This window comes from Paenibacillus jiangxiensis, from assembly GCF_046098255.1.
GTDB lineage: Bacteria > Bacillota > Bacilli > Paenibacillales > Paenibacillaceae > Paenibacillus > Paenibacillus jiagnxiensis.
On sequence record NZ_JBJURI010000020.1, the window covers coordinates 107,585 to 124,223 of the forward strand.

At 53.8% G+C, this 16,639-nt stretch carries 13 protein-coding genes and 1 other annotated feature; all 13 genes read left to right on the forward strand.

Going from position 1 to position 16,639, the window contains the following annotated elements; genetic code table 11:
* The 13 genes from hemC (at position 1) to radC (ending at position 16,517) form a co-directional block, all read left to right on the forward strand.
* Entirely contained in the window at positions 1-930 is a 930-nt protein-coding gene (hemC, locus tag ACI1P2_RS19170; protein ID WP_355321577.1) for a hydroxymethylbilane synthase, read from the forward strand.
* 4 nt (positions 931-934) lie between these two features.
* Positions 935-2,476, forward strand: a complete 1,542-nt coding sequence (gene cobA / locus ACI1P2_RS19175; RefSeq protein WP_355321579.1) for a uroporphyrinogen-III C-methyltransferase — start codon at positions 935-937, stop codon at positions 2,474-2,476.
* Positions 2,477-2,547: 71 nt separating this feature from the next.
* Positions 2,548-3,555, forward strand: a complete 1,008-nt coding sequence (gene hemB, locus ACI1P2_RS19180; RefSeq protein ID WP_355321581.1) for a porphobilinogen synthase — start codon at positions 2,548-2,550, stop codon at positions 3,553-3,555.
* A 1-nt stretch (position 3,556) separates the two neighbouring features.
* Entirely contained in the window at positions 3,557-4,858 is a 1,302-nt protein-coding gene (gene hemL, locus ACI1P2_RS19185; protein ID WP_355321583.1) for a glutamate-1-semialdehyde 2,1-aminomutase, read from the forward strand.
* Positions 4,855-5,763 carry an RluA family pseudouridine synthase gene (locus ACI1P2_RS19190; protein WP_355321585.1) on the forward strand — a complete coding sequence of 303 codons (909 nt, stop codon included), beginning with the start codon at positions 4,855-4,857 and terminating at the stop codon, positions 5,761-5,763. Before hemL ends, ACI1P2_RS19190 begins: the two co-directional genes overlap by 4 nt.
* Positions 5,764-6,222: 459 nt before the next feature.
* Positions 6,223-7,572, forward strand: coding sequence for a LysM peptidoglycan-binding domain-containing protein (locus tag ACI1P2_RS19195; protein WP_355321587.1), 1,350 nt, complete (start codon positions 6,223-6,225; stop codon positions 7,570-7,572).
* Positions 7,573-7,749: 177 nt separating this feature from the next.
* Positions 7,750-8,009, forward strand: a binding site (T-box leader).
* Between the two features lie 68 nt (positions 8,010-8,077).
* Positions 8,078-10,744: a valine--tRNA ligase gene (locus ACI1P2_RS19200; protein ID WP_355321589.1), complete on the forward strand. Its 2,667-nt coding sequence runs from the start codon at positions 8,078-8,080 to the stop codon at positions 10,742-10,744.
* Between the two features lie 31 nt (positions 10,745-10,775).
* Positions 10,776-12,152: a bifunctional folylpolyglutamate synthase/dihydrofolate synthase gene (locus tag ACI1P2_RS19205; protein WP_355321647.1), complete on the forward strand. Its 1,377-nt coding sequence runs from the start codon at positions 10,776-10,778 to the stop codon at positions 12,150-12,152.
* A gap of 4 nt (positions 12,153-12,156) precedes the next feature.
* A complete protein-coding gene (gene murC, locus ACI1P2_RS19210; protein ID WP_408976274.1) occupies positions 12,157-13,539 on the forward strand; it encodes a UDP-N-acetylmuramate--L-alanine ligase in 1,383 nt (460 codons plus the stop codon).
* Positions 13,540-13,703: 164 nt separating this feature from the next.
* Complete coding sequence (locus ACI1P2_RS19215) at positions 13,704-14,819, forward strand: SPOR domain-containing protein (protein ID WP_355321593.1); 1,116 nt, start codon at positions 13,704-13,706, stop codon at positions 14,817-14,819.
* Between the two features lie 120 nt (positions 14,820-14,939).
* On the forward strand, positions 14,940-15,182 hold the full coding sequence (locus tag ACI1P2_RS19220; RefSeq protein ID WP_355321595.1) for a DUF4321 domain-containing protein: 243 nt from the start codon (positions 14,940-14,942) through the stop codon (positions 15,180-15,182).
* A 23-nt stretch (positions 15,183-15,205) separates the two neighbouring features.
* Positions 15,206-15,814: a Maf family protein gene (locus ACI1P2_RS19225; RefSeq protein ID WP_355321597.1), complete on the forward strand. Its 609-nt coding sequence runs from the start codon at positions 15,206-15,208 to the stop codon at positions 15,812-15,814.
* A gap of 13 nt (positions 15,815-15,827) precedes the next feature.
* On the forward strand, positions 15,828-16,517 hold the full coding sequence (gene radC / locus ACI1P2_RS19230; protein WP_355321599.1) for a RadC family protein: 690 nt from the start codon (positions 15,828-15,830) through the stop codon (positions 16,515-16,517).
* Positions 16,518-16,639: the final 122 nt, after the last annotated feature.

The window sequence follows — 16,639 nt, forward strand, 5'->3', positions numbered from 1 at the left end:
ATGCGAACGATAGTGGTAGGGAGCAGACAAAGCGCGCTTGCGCTTACACAGACCGGTTACGTTATAGAGGATCTGAAGGCGCTCTGCGCCCGGCATGGGATCGAGATGGACTTTGAAATTCGTAAGATTGTAACAAAAGGCGACCGGATTCTTGACGTAACCCTGTCCAAGGTGGGCGGCAAGGGGCTGTTTGTGAAAGAAATTGAACAGGCGATGCTGGGCCGCGAAATCGATATGGCTGTCCACAGTATGAAGGATATGCCTTCCGAGCTCCCTGAAGGATTAGTGAATGGTGCCGTGCCGCGCAGAGTCGATCACCGCGATTGCCTGGTATCGAAGTCTGGGAAAGGGCTCATAGAGCTCCCGCATGGCGCGAAGGTTGGCACAAGCAGCCTGCGCCGTTCCAGCCAGCTCCAGTCGCTTCGCCCTGACCTGGTTCTTGAGCCGCTGCGCGGCAACATCGACTCCAGGCTCCGCAAGTTGGAGACGGAAGGGTTTGACGCGATTATTCTGGCTGCAGCAGGGCTGCAACGGATGGGCTGGCAGGACCGCATTACGGAGTACATATCGGAGGATGTCTGCCTGCCTGCGGTCGGGCAGGGAGCGCTTGGTATTGAATGCCGCGGAGATGACAAGGAGCTCCTGGAGCTGCTTTCTTTGTATAATCACGAAGCTACTGCAGTGACGGTAGCAGCGGAACGGCGTTTCCTGGGCGAATTGAACGGAGGCTGCCAGGTTCCCATCGGTGCCCATGCCGTGCTGGAGGAATCCGGGGTCATCCGGCTGACCGGGATGGTTGGCTCCCCGGATGGGGCGGTTATTCTTAAAGATACGCTTGCCGGCAAGGATCCGCAGCAGCTGGGAGAGCAGGTTGCGGCAAGCCTGAAAGCCAAGGGAGCAGAACAGATTCTGTCAGAAGTAAGGGGATGACGTGATGGCGGGAAAGGTTTATTTAGTAGGGGCAGGACCCGGCGATGCGCGGTTGATTACAGTGAAGGGCTGGCAGTGCATACAGAAGGGCGACGTTGTCGTTTATGACCGTCTTGCCAGCCCGCGGCTGCTGGGGTTGATGAAGCCTGGAGCCGAGAAGATCTATGTCGGCAAGCTTCCGGACCGCCATACGATGAAGCAGGAGGATATCAACCGCCTGCTGGTCGATTTGGCGCTGGAAGGGAAAACGGTCATTCGTCTCAAGGGCGGCGATCCGACCATTTTCGGCAGAGTCGGCGAGGAGGCAGAACTGCTGAGACAGCATGGCATTCCTTATGAAATCGTACCAGGCATTACTTCTGCCATCAGTGTGCCGGCTTATGCCGGTATCCCGGTCACCCATCGGGACATGGCCTCATCACTCTCGATTATTACAGGGCACGAAAGTCCCGACAAGCTGGATCGGAGCATTCATTGGGACAAGGTGACGAATGCGACCGGCACGCTGATTTTCCTGATGGGAGTAGCGAAGATCGGATATATCAGCGAACAGCTCATCAGGCATGGCCGCTCTCCTGAAACGCCGATCGCTCTTATCCGCTGGGGAACACGCGCCGAGCAGGAAACGCTGGTGGGCACACTCGCGGATATTGAAGCCAGAGTGAAGGAAGCGGGCTTTGAGCCTCCGGCGGTAATCGTTGTCGGCGAAGTGGTCCGCCAGCGTGAGCAGTTGAAGTGGGCGGAAGACATGCCGCTCTTCGGTAAACGCATTCTCGTCACCCGCGCCCGCAGCCAGGCAAGCACACTAGTGCAGCGTATCGAGGATCTGGGTGGAGAGCCGTATGAATTTCCGGTGCTGGAGACCCGCCTGCCGCAGAGGGAAGAACAGTACGAGCAAATACGTGAGGCATTGACCCGTCTGCATGAGTTTGACTGGGTTTTCTTTACGAGCGTAAATGGAGTAGAGTATTTCTTCCAGCATCTGGAGCGGGAAGGGAAGGATATACGTTCATTGTATAAGGCGCGCATTACGGCTGTCGGGCCTGCTACCTGTACGGAACTTCGAAGCCGCGGCGTGGCGGCTGAACAGCCGACAGGCCACTTTCAGGCCGAGGGACTGCTGGAGGCGTACGGCCAGGAGTTGAAGGCAGGCCAGAAAGTTTTGCTGCCGCGCGGCAATCTGGCGCGTGCCTGGCTTCCTGAGCGGCTGCGTGAGCTGGGGCTGGAGGTAACCGAAGCCAGCCTGTATGAAACGGTGTTGGCCGATGTGCGGGACGATGAACTGATCTCCCTGCTGGAGCAGGGGGCCGTGCATGCCATTACGTTTACCAGTTCCTCGACCGTCACCTATTTTATAAGAGCACTGCGGCAGATGGGCATCGAGAATCCCCCTGATTTGCTGAAAGATGTCATGATTGCCGTCATCGGTCCTGTCACCGGAAAGACGGCGGAAGAAGAAGGACTGAAGGTCGGGCTCATGGCGGAGGAAGCAACGATAGACAGTCTGGTTAACGCGCTTTGCGTCTGGAATAAACGGCCAGAATAAGAGGCGAAAGGCAGGAGTATGGCTTTCCAACCTGCCTTTGGCCGATATTAAATTGTTGGGAGTGTTTATGCATGAATTTATCTTTTACAAGGCATCGCCGTCTTCGCCAATCCGCAGCCATTCGCAGCATGGTGCGGGAAACGGTTCTGACGTCGGCTGATTTCATTCAGCCGATTTACGTCACCTATGGCGAGGGAGTCAAGCATGAAATCAAATCTATGCCCGGAGTGTACCGTTTCTCGCTGGACATGCTCGAAGAGGAGCTGCAGGAGATCGTGTCGCTGAACATTCCGGCTGTTCTCCTGTTCGGTATCCCTGAGTCGAAAGACAGCGTAGGATCGTCCGCCTATGCGGAGAATGGTATCGTACAGGAGGCCATCCGGCTGATCAAGTCACGGTATCCGGATTTGGTGGTGGTCGCTGACACCTGTCTGTGCGAGTTCACCGATCATGGCCACTGCGGCATGGTGCATACCTACGAGCGGGACGGAGAGCTGTGCGGAGATGTATTGAACGACGAATCGCTGGAGCTGCATGTGAAGACGGCAGTATCCCAGGCGCAGGCAGGTGCGGACATTATTGCCCCTTCCAATATGATGGACGGTTTTGTGCAGGCGATCCGCGGCGGGCTGGATGAAGCGGGCTTCAGTCACATTCCGATTATGTCTTATTCCGTAAAATATGCGTCCGCCTTTTACGGGCCTTTCCGTGAAGCGGCTGATTCCGCTCCGCAGTTCGGAGACCGGAAGACTTACCAAATGGACCCTGCCAACGCCCGTGAGGCGCTGCGCGAAGCGGAATCGGACGTGCTGGAAGGCGCAGACATGCTGATGGTCAAACCGTCGCTTTCCTACCTTGATGTGATGCGTACCCTCAAGGACCAGTTTGATCTTCCGCTTGTCGCCTACAACGTCAGCGGCGAATATGCGATGGTCAAGGCGGCGGCCCTGAACGGATGGATCGACGAAAAGGCGATGGTTCTGGAAATTCTGACAAGCATGAAGCGTGCGGGCGCGGACATGATTATTACGTATTCAGGCAAGGATGCGGCAAAATGGCTGCGGGAGGGAGGACGATAAGATGAGCGAGCAAACCAAGGTTCGGGCGGATGAGCGGTCACGGACTGCTTTTGAAGAAGCAAAGCAGTATATCCCCGGCGGAGTGAACAGTCCTGTGCGGGCGTTCAAGTCTGTCGGAATAACACCGATCTATATTGACCGCGGAGAAGGCTCCCGTGTATATGATATTGACGGCAATTCCTTTATCGATTATGTCGGTTCATGGGGACCGCTTATTATGGGCCACGCGCATCCCGACGTCATCAGCGCTCTGCAGGAGGCTGTCGTAAAAGGGACAAGTTTTGGCGCTCCAACGCTGATCGAAACGGAAATGGCGAAGCTCGTCTGCGAGCGCGTCCCTTCCATCGACATTGTGCGCATGGTGAATTCGGGGACGGAAGCAACCATGAGTGCCATTCGCCTCGCACGCGGGTATACGGGGCGCAGCAAAATTTTGAAATTTGAAGGCTCATATCACGGTCACGCCGACAGCCTGCTGATCAAGGCCGGCTCCGGCGTAGCCACCCTTGGTCTTCCGGACAGTCCGGGTGTGCCCGAGGGGGTTGCAAGCAACACGATTACTGTACCGTATAACGACCTGAAGTCAGTTCAGCTTGCATTTGAGAAATTCGGCGAGGAAATCGCAGCTGTCATCGTGGAGCCTGTGGCTGGCAATATGGGCGTCGTTCCGCCGCAGCCGGGATTCCTGGAAGGACTCCGTAAAGTGACAAAGGAGCACGGCAGCCTGCTTATTTTTGACGAGGTGATGACCGGCTTCCGGGTAGGACTTCACTCAGCACAGGGACGCTTCGGCGTGACGCCGGATCTGACCTGCCTCGGCAAAGTTATCGGTGGAGGACTTCCTGTGGGAGCGTACGGCGGACGCAGAGAAATCATGGAGCGGATAGCTCCTACCGGTCCGGTGTATCAGGCGGGCACGCTCAGCGGGAACCCGCTCGCCATGATCGCCGGCTACACGACGCTTAAGCTGCTGACACCGGAGGTGTATGACCGGCTTGAACAGCTGGCAGCGAGACTGCAGGCCGGTTTTGAACGCAATGCCAGAGAAACGGGAATCCCTGTAACGATTAACAGGGTCGGTTCGATGGTATGCCCGTTCTTCACGGACGGTCAGGTCGTGAACTATGATACGGCGAAGAGCAGCAATCTTGACCATTTCCGCCGTTATTTCGCAGGTATGGTCAATCACGGAGTCAGTGTGGCGCCGTCGCAGTATGAAGGCATGTTTGTTTCGGGCGTGCACACCGATGAAGATATCGATGCGACAATTGAAGCAAACTATTATGCTTTAAAGCAGCTATGAGCTGGCGTGGCAACTGGACCAGGAGAGGCGTCTGGCTTGAGGTTGCTCCGGGTAAAGAAGTGACGGGCAGCGAGCAGAAGGAAGAGGCCGCCGACCGGTGGCTTCTGAAGGTGTTCGGCCTGCCAGAGAAGCTGTGGCGAAGAATGCGACATGAGAAGCAAATCCGGCTGGCCGGGGACCGGTTAAGGCTCGCTCTTTTTCCGGCAAGGGAGCTTGGCATCGAACCGAAGTGGTATGAGCTGACCGTTTTGTATGAGGATGATTTTTGCCTTGTGGTGCATAAGCCGGCCGGTATGGCCGTTCACCCTGACTCCTCCGCTTCCGGCGAGCCTCTTACGCTAAACCATGCCGTGGCGGCTTATTATGAGATGAACGGCATCGATGCGGCGGTCAGGCATGTGCATCGTTTGGACAATGACACGACAGGTCCCGTATTGTATGCCAAAAATGAATTTGCCCTGCTTAAGCTGGACGAACAGATGAGAGACAAGCAGATCGGACGTCGCTATGCTGCGCTCGTGGCCGGCAGGGTGTCTCCGGGGCTGCGCACGATTGATCTGCCGATCGGGAAGGACCGGCATGACAAGCAGCGGAGGCGTGTATCGCCATCCGGCCAGACGGCCGTAACCCATGTGGAGCTTGGAGAGCATATGGGTACAGCGAGTTTTGTGTATTTAACGCTTGAGACCGGACGCACACACCAAATTCGCGTGCATCTCAGCCATGAAGGGCATCCTCTGCTCGGCGACGTGCTGTACGGGGGGCGCAGAAGCGATTTTGCCAGACAAGCGCTGCATGGGGAGTCGCTGTCTTTCAAGCATCCCTTGACGAAGGAAAGAATTCGGGTCGCCGATCCGTGGCCGGACGATTTCCAGGCGCTGTATGACCGGCTGAAAAATAAATAACCGCTGTATTTAAAGAGAGCATGTTTTCTTTAACCAGTGCCGGATGGCGCTGCAGGAGAGAGTGCTCTTTCTTTTTGCTGATTGCCGGCTTTTAAAGTGCAAGTTCAAAAAGTCAGGTTTTCAGCACCGAAGCGTATGCTTCCGAAGTGCGTTTTTTAAACGCTTGAGTTGGATGAAGCTAGGGCCTGAGGAGCGGAGCGTATTTGGGTACGTGAGCACCTGAAATGTTTCCGCAGGAAACATGCTTCGGAAGCATCTGCTTAGTCCCGGCTGAATTCAAGATTCGATGTCGAGTCCGCTTCCTGACTTACTTCGTGATCAAAAGATGACTTTTTGAACTACCTCTTAAATGTAGGCATGCCATCCTTTTTGGCGCATATACATAACCCGAGAAGAGGAGCATGGGGTCTCCGTGCCGCAATAGCGGAAGCGGAAGCTGCCGAAAGGAGGATGCCGTCTATGGATAACCGGTCCTACGGTTTGCGTTTTGATATTTATGAACGTGTCCATTTAACGGAGGATGTTGCAGGGATTGCCGAGCTTGAAGAAATTGAACTGGTTCCGCGCATTCAGGTGGTGACTCAGGAGGAGCATGCCGCACTGCGCGGTCATTTACAGCTGCAAGGCATATACAGGGGAGAGGAAGATGAAATCAGGGAGCTGTATCACCAAATCCCGGTTGAAATCACCATTCCTATGAACCGTGTTACCAGGCTTGAAGATATTTCGATGGAAATAGAAAACTTTGATGTGGATCTGCTGTCCTTGCGGAGCTTGAATATCACGGGCGTATTGACGCTGTACGGAGTTGACGGCACACAGACGGAGGAAGCGCCGGGTTGGGGGGATGACAGCTACACGGCTGTTCATACTCCAGCATCGGAAGAGGAATACAAGGAGCGTTCCGAGGAGGATTTTGAGCAGGAACAGCAGTATGAGCAGCAGTATCAGCAACAACAGTACCAGCAGCATTACCAACAGCAATACCAACAACAGCAGTACCAACAGCAGTATCAGCAACAGCAATATCAACAACAGCAATATCAATATCAACAGCAACAGTATGAGCATCAGTCTGAACTGCAGCGAGAGCAAGAGCAGGCCGTCAATGAAGAGCCGGTGCAGACATTCTGGGTTCCCCCGTCGGAAGCAGCGCAGCCGCAGGCAGCCGAGGATCATACGCTTGCAGAAGTCATTCGCAATGAGGACCAGGAAATTGCGGATTATACCAGCGGCAATCCAGTAGTCTGGGAACTGGAGCCTGAGCGGGAAGAAACGGTGAAGGCAGTGGCCCGTGAACCGGAGTCTGTCCCTGAACAGGAACCTGTTGAAGTGTTCAAGCAAGAAATCCCGGCCGAGGATGAACGGCCGGAAGAGCAGATTTCTTTTGCTGAGCCTTCTGTTACGACATCGTCAGATACACCGGCGGAGGAGAAGAAAGAGCCGAAGGTAGCATTTGGAAGCAAGAAGGAAAAGGGGGCCGTAGAGGCCGAAGCTGTACCTTTTTCTTCGTTGATTACTCAGCGTCCTGCCAGAGAAGCTGAGCTTGCATATGATGAAAGCACGGATCTGTCTGTCTCTGAAGAAGGCGATGAGCCGCGGACGGAAAACGGGAAATGGAAAACTCTTTTTCAGCATGGATTTCAGGAGGAAAACCAGTTCCGCAAGGTCAGACTGTGCATTGTTCAACGTGAGGAGACACTGGAAACGATTGCTGAACGGTACGAGCTGAGCGCACGGGAACTGCAGATGCATAACCGGCTAAGCGAACAGAATGTAGAAGAAGGCCAGGTATTGTATATTCCATGATTGCTTGAAGCCCCGGACAGCCTGCCGCATGATTAGTGGCGGGCTGTTGGTATGTAAAGGGGAATACAGGGTTATGCTAAGGAATATATGTCGGAAATTGTGCGCTTCGACGGTTGACTAAGAAGGTCAGGCAAGTTATTATGTGGTATATCAGTTTAGGGAACCATAGAGCTTATATGAGAGACATTGAACGGGAAGAGTAGGCAGTATGTCCTTCAGAGAGCGGAATTGCAGCGCTGGAAGATTCCGCAGGAACCAGCTGGCTGAAGTCGCCCGGGAGTCGCCTGTTTGAACATGCCCATTGCGGGGGCCATTAGTAGAACAAGGCCGGTGAGCGGCCGTTATCCGCATGAGTGTCACAGTCTGTGCCGTGTTCGAGCGGCATATGAGCGTGAAACAAAGGTGGTACCGCGAAAGAACAGCCTTTCGTCCTTTGAGGATGACGGGCTTTTTTTATGTCCAAAAAAACGACCAATACCAAAACCAATCATGGAGGTAAGGGAGCATGACAGAACAAACGAACAAAACAACCCTGGAAATGCCGACGACATATGATCCAAAGGCGGCGGAGCAGAAATGGTATAAAACCTGGATCGAGAAAGGATATTTCCACGCAGGCCGTGTTCCGGAGGCGGAGCCTTTTACGATCGTTATTCCTCCCCCAAATGTAACTGGAATGCTGCATATGGGACATGCGCTGGATTTCACGCTGCAGGATATTATTATCCGGGTGAAGCGGATGCAGGGCTATGACGCCTTGTGGCTTCCGGGTGCCGACCACGCCGGCATCGCTACGCAGACCAAGGTGGAGCAGAAGCTGCGTGAAGAAGGGCTTACCCGCTATGATCTCGGCAGGGAGAAATTCCTGGAGAAAGTATGGGAATGGAAGGAGCTCTATCTCGATAACATTCACAATCAATGGGAGAAAATGGGCTTTTCTCTGGACTACTCCCGTGAGCGTTTTACGCTGGATGAGGGGTTATCCAAAGCGGTACGGACCGTTTTTGTCAAGCTGTATGAAAAGGGCCTGATTTACCGGGGCAAGCGCATTATCAACTGGGATCCGGTTGCCCGCACGGCGCTTTCCGATATCGAGGTGGAACATAAAGAAGTCAACGGCCATCTGTATCATTTGCAGTACCCGTTGAAAGACGGAAGCGGCCATATCACTGTGGCGACTACTCGTCCGGAGACAATGCTTGGGGATACGGCGGTTGCTGTTCATCCTAAAGATGAACGCTATAAAGACATGATTGGCAAAACACTGCTCCTGCCGATCATTGGCCGTGAGATTCCTGTTATTTCCGATGACTACGTAGATAAAGAATTCGGCAGCGGTGCCGTTAAAATTACCCCTGCCCACGATCCGAACGATTTCGAAATGGGACAGCGCCATAATCTGCCTCAGATTACCGTTATGGACGAGGATGGAAAAATGAACGCCGAGGCAGGGAAATATCAGGGCCTTGACCGCAGTGACTGCCGCAAGCAGATCGTGGCGGACCTGAAGGAACTGGGCGTACTTATCCGCATTGAAGACCATGTGCATCAGGTAGGGCACAGCGAACGGACGAATGCAGTTGTTGAGCCTTATCTGTCCACGCAATGGTTCGTTAAAATGCAGCCGCTGGCCGATACAGCCATTGCATCGCAAAAAAGCGGAAAGGGCGTCAACTTCATTCCGGACCGTTTTGAAAAAATTTATATGCACTGGATTGAAAATGTGCGCGACTGGTGTATTTCACGCCAGCTGTGGTGGGGACACCGCATTCCGGCATGGTATGACGAGGATACCGGCGAAATAATCGTATCCGCTGAGGACCCAACGACTCTGCCTGAGTATGCAGGCAGAAACCTCAAGCAGGACGAGGATGTGCTCGACACCTGGTTCAGTTCCGCCCTGTGGCCGTTTTCCACGCTGGGCTGGCCTGAACAGACGGAAGACCTGCAGCGCTACTATCCTACGAATGTGCTGGTAACAGGCTATGATATCATCGGCTTCTGGGTATCTCGTATGATTTTCACGGCCCTTGAATTCACGGGTGAGATTCCTTTCAAGGATGTCCTCATCCACGGGCTTATACGTGCCGCTGACGGCCGCAAAATGTCCAAATCACTTGGCAACGGGGTTGACCCGCTTGAAGTGATCGATAATTATGGCGCCGACGCCATGCGTTATATGGTAGCTACGGGCAGCACACCGGGACAGGATCTTCGCTTCCGTGAGGAACGTGTCGAACAAGCGCGGAATTTTGCGAACAAAATTTGGAATGCTTCCCGCTTTGCGCTGATGAACCTGGATGGATTTACCGCTTCCGATATCGATATTACAGGCGAACTCAGCACGGCGGACCGCTGGATTCTACATCGTCTGAACGAAACTTCGCGCGATATCACGCGTCTAATAGATGCCTATGAATTTGGCGAAACAGGTCGATTGCTGTATAACTTTATCTGGGACGATCTTTGCGACTGGTACATTGAATTTGCGAAGCTGTCTCTTTATGGTGAAGATGCTGCGGCCAAGAAGAAGACGCAGTCGGTGCTTTCCTACGTGCTGGACCGCACGCTGCGTATGATCCATCCGTTCATGCCTTTCATTTCGGAGGAAATCTGGCAGCATCTGCCGCACGAAGGGGAGACGATCACGCTTGCTCCCTGGCCGGTCTATGATCCTGCATTCGAAAACAGCGGGGCCGTAGAAGAAATGAACCTGCTGATGGACGTCATCCGGGCCGTACGCAATATCCGTGCGGAAGTGAACGTACCGATGAGCAAAAAAGTAGAGCTGCTGATCAAAGCGGGCGATCAGTCGTATTTTGATATCCTGACCCGCAACAGCGACTATGTGCGCCGCTTCTGCAACACGTCTGAGTTCGAGGCTGGCTTGGATATCACTGTGCCGGAAAAGGCGATGACGGCTGTAGTTACAGGTGCCGATCTGTACCTTCCGCTGGCAGGGCTGCTGGATATTGACCAGGAGATCGCCAGACTTGAGAAGGAGCTGCATCATTTGAACAGTGAAGTGCAGCGCGTGGAGAAGAAACTGGCCAATGAGGGCTTCGTGGCCAAAGCGCCTGCCAAGGTCATTGAGGAGGAGCGTGCGAAGCAGGCTGACTACACGGAAAAACGCGATAAGGTGATTGCCCGGATTCAAGAGCTTAAGGGGTAATATGAAATCTATCGACATGAAGGTGAAGAAGATGCCGGATTTGCCCGGGACCGCTGCTGCGGCTCCCTTACAAACATACAACGAAGCGGTGGAATGGATTAACGGACTTATTCCTTTCGGGATCCGGCCGGGTCTGGAGCGGATTGAACGGCTGATGACCCTGCTGGGCGAGCCGCACCGCCACCTGAAATTTGTGCATGTCGCGGGGACGAACGGGAAGGGCTCGACCTGCGCCATGCTGACGTCGGTGCTGCTGCAGTCCGGGTATGATGTAGGGACATTTACGTCCCCTTATATCACCAAATTTACGAACCGTTTTCAATTTAACGGCGAGGACATTCCGGAGGAAACACTGCTTGACCTGGCTAACCGTCTCCATCCGCTGGTGGAGGAGATTGCGGCGACAGAGCTGGGCTCGCCTACGATGTTTGAGGTATCGACAGCCCTCGCGATCCTCTACTACGCCACCGTTACTTTTCCCGATGTTGTGGTATGGGAGACCGGCCTCGGGGGAAGGATGGATGTTACCAATATCGTTACTCCGATCGTGTCGGTCATTACGAATGTCGGATACGATCATACTGATATTCTGGGGGATACGCTGGAACAGATCGCGGCGGAAAAAGCGGGTATTATTAAGCCCGGTGTGCCTGTAGTCAGCTGTGTAACCCAACCTGAGGCGGCGGAGGTTATCAGAAAGACCGCGGCGGATAAACGGGCATCGCTGTATCTGGTTGATAATCAGTTTACCTACGAGCCCTCCGGCGGGGATGAAAACGGACAAACTTTTGTCTTCCGGGGTCCTTTCCGGGAACTGCAAATCAGCATCGGACTGCTTGGTGAGCACCAGTGCGCCAATGCTGCGGGAGCCATGATGACGCTGGAAGTTATGCGCCAGTATTTGGCGTTTGTCCTGGATGACGAGGAGTTGTTGGCCGGATTCAGAAATGCCCGCTGGGCAGGCCGGCTGGAGCAGGTGTCCGGCAATCCGCGGATCGTTATTGACGGTGCGCATAATCCTGAAGGTGCGGAGTCGCTTGTCAAGAGCCTGTCATCAATCTATCGTTACCGGAAACTGATTTTAATGATGGGCATGCTTGCAAACAAGCATCATGAAGCATACTTGAAGCATATACTGCCACTAGTGGATACGCTTATCCTGACCGAACCCGATTTCCGTCGCAAAATGGATGCAGCCGAAATGGCAGGGATCGTGGAGAAGCTCCGGCCGTCCTATGCTAAAGAACATGTGGAAGTCATCGTGGAACAGGACTGGAGGAAGGCTCTGGCGCTGCTGAAGTCCCGCACGGAAGCGGAGGATCTGGGGGTAGTCTCTGGCACATTGTATTTGATATCCGATGTGCGCGCGGCCCTTTTGCATCAAAGCGATTCGGAAAAAGGTTGGTGAGATCTTGTTAAATACTACGGAACATGTACATTTTATCGGTATCGGCGGTTACGGGATGAGTGCCATTGCACGCGTTATGCTGGAAATGGGCTATACTGTAACGGGATCGGACGTGGCTTCACAGGAATTGACGGAAAAATTGGCAGCCAAAGGCGCCAAAATATATATCGGCCATACGGCAGAGCATGTTCGGGGTGCGGACCTGGTCGTTTATTCCACGGCTTTGTCCAAGGACAATGTGGAGCGTGTGACGGCAGAGCAGCTGAACATCCCTACATTGCACCGCTCGCAAATGCTGGCAAGGCTGCTGAATGAACGCAAAGGGGTAGCCGTAGCCGGCGCGCACGGCAAAACAACAACCTCGTCCATGACCGCGCTCGTGATGGAGAAATGCGGGGCTGACCCTACATACATCATCGGTGGGGAAATTATGAATGTGGGGACGAATGCCAAGGCAGGCGAAGGTGAATGCGTGGTCGCAGAGGCGGATGAGAGCGACGGTTCATTTCTGCAGTATCATCCCTGGATCGGCATCGTAACCAACATTGAGGCGGATCACCTTGAAAATTACGACGGGGATTTTAACCGTTTGAAGAGCGCTTATGTTCAGTTTTTGAACCAGGTCCGGCCGGATGGTACGGCGGTCATTTGTGCCGATGACCACAATATTCAGGAGATTCTCCCCAAGCTGTCCTGCAAAGTGACAACTTTCGGAATTGATCAGCCTGCGGATTATACGGCATCGGATATTCAATTAGGGGATCGCCAGTCCTCGTATACCCTGAACAGGGGCGGTGTTCCTTTGGGAGTAATCCGTTTGGCCGTCCCGGGGAAACACAATGTATACAACTCCATGGCCACGGTTATTGCATGCATGGAGGCAGGGCTGGAATTTGATAAAATCGCGGCGGCCATTTTTGAATTCAGCGGTGCCAAACGCCGCTTCCAGGTGCTTGGAGAGGCGAACGGCATTCTGGTGATCGACGATTATGCCCACCACCCTACGGAAATAGAAGCCACCATCAGTGCTGCCAAGGCGACCGGGAAGCGGATTATTGCGGTATTCCAGCCACAGCGCTACACGCGGACCTTCTTTTTGCTGGATGCCTTCAGCCGTGCCTTCAGTGAAGCGGATGAAGTCGTTATTACGGACATCTATTCGCCTGCTGGTGAACAGGAGATTGAAGGAGTGCATTCCTCCAAGCTCGTCGAATTGATCGTCCAGAACAGCAACGCCAACACGGCATACGTTCCGACCAAAGAAGCCGTTATCGAGCGGCTCAGCGAGCGCCTTCAGCCCGGAGACCTTGTCCTGACCATGGGTGCGGGAGATATCTGGAAGGCCGGTGCGGCCCTTGCACGTAAATTGAAGGATAAAAACGCCTGAACCATAAAACGGGGATGTCTCACGAGTAATTCTTCTGCGGAGGAATCGAGACAGCCCCGTTTTTTCTTATCTGCAAGACATTTTTGGAAAAGCCCCTGCATAAAGGCCGTTCCTTCTTCATACATCTGAAATATAGGCAGTAAGGGACAAGGGGAGTGTGCGGAGTGAACAATGCGAAAATGACATTCCGGTTCGATCAGGAAGGCAGAGATGTCAACCAAGGCCTCAATGAGGAACGAAAGCCGCTTCATGCGGAACGACCTAGTTCCGATGATGTTCCTTCCGAGGTATCACGGACATCCTCTGCAAGCAGCAGCGAGCAGCGGAAGCCGGCCGACGCCGTAGAAGATTACTATTTTGCTGAGGAATGGCAGGATCCGTTCGGCACCTCCGCGGCATCATGGTCCGCACCGGGGTATTGGAATACAGGAGCGGGGACCGTCCCCTCCCCTCCTCCGAAGCGCCGTGGCGCCTCAGGCTGGAAGCTGTTCGGGTCCGTGGCCAGCGCGCTCATGACCGGGGGGCTCTTTGGATATATTGTTCTGTATTTGTTTCAGTCGCCGGACAATGCGGAGGCTCCTTCCCTGCCTGCATGGTCGCAGACGGCAGAGGGGAACGGAGCGCAAGCGAACGGAGCCGCATCCGTTTCCTTAATCACGGCGGATATTCCCGCACAAAGTTTCTATATGCTGCAATACGGGGTATTCAGTACGGCGGAGGGAGCCGAGCAGGCCAAGTCGGAGCTGCTGCAGGCGGGAACGGCCGCGGGAACGGACCCTTCTGACAGCTATCGTGTATATGCCGGCATATCGACGGACAGGGAAGAGGCCAAGCTGCTCGGCAGCCTCCTGCAGGGCAGCGGGATCGATCTGTACGTGCGGGAGCTGCAGCTGCCCTCTCTCGACCGGGCATTTTATAACGGCAGCGGAGATACGCTCCTTTCTTATTTCACAACGAGCAACGAGTTGATCCAGCAGCTATGCCACGTGTCCGCCTCCATGTTAAGTGATGAGCAGCTTCAGTCCGTGCCCGAATCGGACATGGCGACGCTGAACAAGCTTCATCAGCAGTGGATGCAAGAGCTCTCAGCATTGACGCAGGGGCTTCCACCGGAAGGGAAAACGCTGTCGTCCGGGCTCGACAAGTCCATGAACGGAGCCATAACGGCTCTTTCCGAATTCAATAAAAACAGCTCAAAAGGGCATCTGTGGGAGATTCAATCCATGATGATGGAGTATGTCCGCCTGCAAAAGCAACTGCTTGAATTCCTGAAACAATAAGCATTCGCCAGCCATCCGGCAGGGAACTGGAAATAGTTCCCCCTGCCGGATTTCTGTTTGTATTGAAAAGAAAATCACCGTATAATATTAGGGTGTCAAAAAATGGCGAGGTAGGTCAAGATGAAGAAGAATGCGGGAATGTTTACATTGTTCATATTACTTGGCTGGCTTGTTGGAGCATGGATTGCCAAGGCTCTGCAGTCTGTCAGCGTATTGTCCTTTCTTACCCGAGCCACCAGCATATCCTGGTCGCCCAAGGCTGACCTGGATATTATAAGCTATAACATAACCGTTCAATTGCAGATGAGCCTGCTGAGCCTGATCGGCATCATTGCCGCTGTTTGGCTGTACCGCAGGCTCTAATTACTGAAAAAGGAGCCTTGCTCGTGGAAGAGTCACGAACGCCCAAGCTTATCCTGGCATCGACCTCTCCGCGGAGAAGGGAACTGCTTGCTTCCTTGCAGCTTCCGTTTGAGGTATTGCCAAGCCATGCCGATGAATCCGTGCAGGCGGGCTTGAGTCCTGAGAAGATTGTGGAGACACTGGCCTTGCGCAAGGCCGGGGCTGTTGCGCAGACGGTCAGGGAGCAGCATGACAACGCCTTGATCATCGGCAGCGATACAATTGTAGTATTGGACGGTGAAATATTGGGAAAACCGGCCGACGAAGCAGATGCGGTGAGGATGATCACTTCGCTGCAGGGCAGAACGCACCGGGTATTTACGGGAGTGGCTTGCATACATACAGGGACCGGCGAGCAGAACGTCGGCTTCCGGGAAACTTCCGTGACCATGAAACCGCTTGATGCAAAGATGATTGCCGCATATGTCAAGACAGGAGAACCTGCTGACAAAGCGGGGGCTTATGCCATTCAGGGACTTGGTGCTACATTGATCGAAGGTATTCAGGGTTGTTATTTTAATGTGGTGGGGCTGCCGCTTTCGTTGCTCTCGGACATGCTGTCCGGCTTCGGAATCAGCGTGCTGCGCCCGTAAAGGGGAAGAAATAATGGAGTCGCAAACTTTCATGCTTCGCGACATCCCCCATGAGGACAGACCACGAGAACGAATGCTTCAGTATGGGCCGGAAGCCGTAAGTAATGCTGAACTGCTGGCTATTTTGCTGCGTACGGGAACCCGCAGCGAATCTGCGCTGCATGTGGCCCACAGGGTTCTTCAGACCGCAGGCAGCCTGCGCCAGCTTGTAGATCTGAGCGTATCGGAGCTTATACAAATCAAGGGGATCGGCCTGGCCAAGGCGATCCAGCTAAAGGCAGGCATGGAGCTGGGACGGAGGCTTGTTCTGGCGCGCCATATGGAATCGCCTGTCATCAAAAGTCCGCGTGATGTGTCCGACATGCTGTCTGAGCAGCTTCGCTATTTGCAGAAGGAGCATTTTGTATGCCTCTTTTTGAATACGAAAAACCATGTTATTGCCCGGGAAACGCTGTCCATCGGCAGCCTGAATGCGGCTGTGGTGCACCCCAGGGAAGTATTCAGGGCCGCTATCAAGTGCAGCAGCGCTTCCATCATATGCGCCCACAATCACCCGAGCGGTGATCCGTCACCTAGCACCGAGGATATCCAGCTCACCCGCCGTTTGATTGAAGCAGGGAGTATCGTTGGAATCGACGTTCTGGATCATATTATCATCGGTGACGGGAAATACGTGAGTTTGAAGGAGCAGGGGCATATATAATATAATGTGTTGAGGATTTTGTTGAAATCCGGCGAATTTATGGTTTGTATGTTTTCTTAAATTGACGATGACAATGATAGCCGTACGGCGTGACCAACAAAAGAGAATTTCAGGGAATAGAA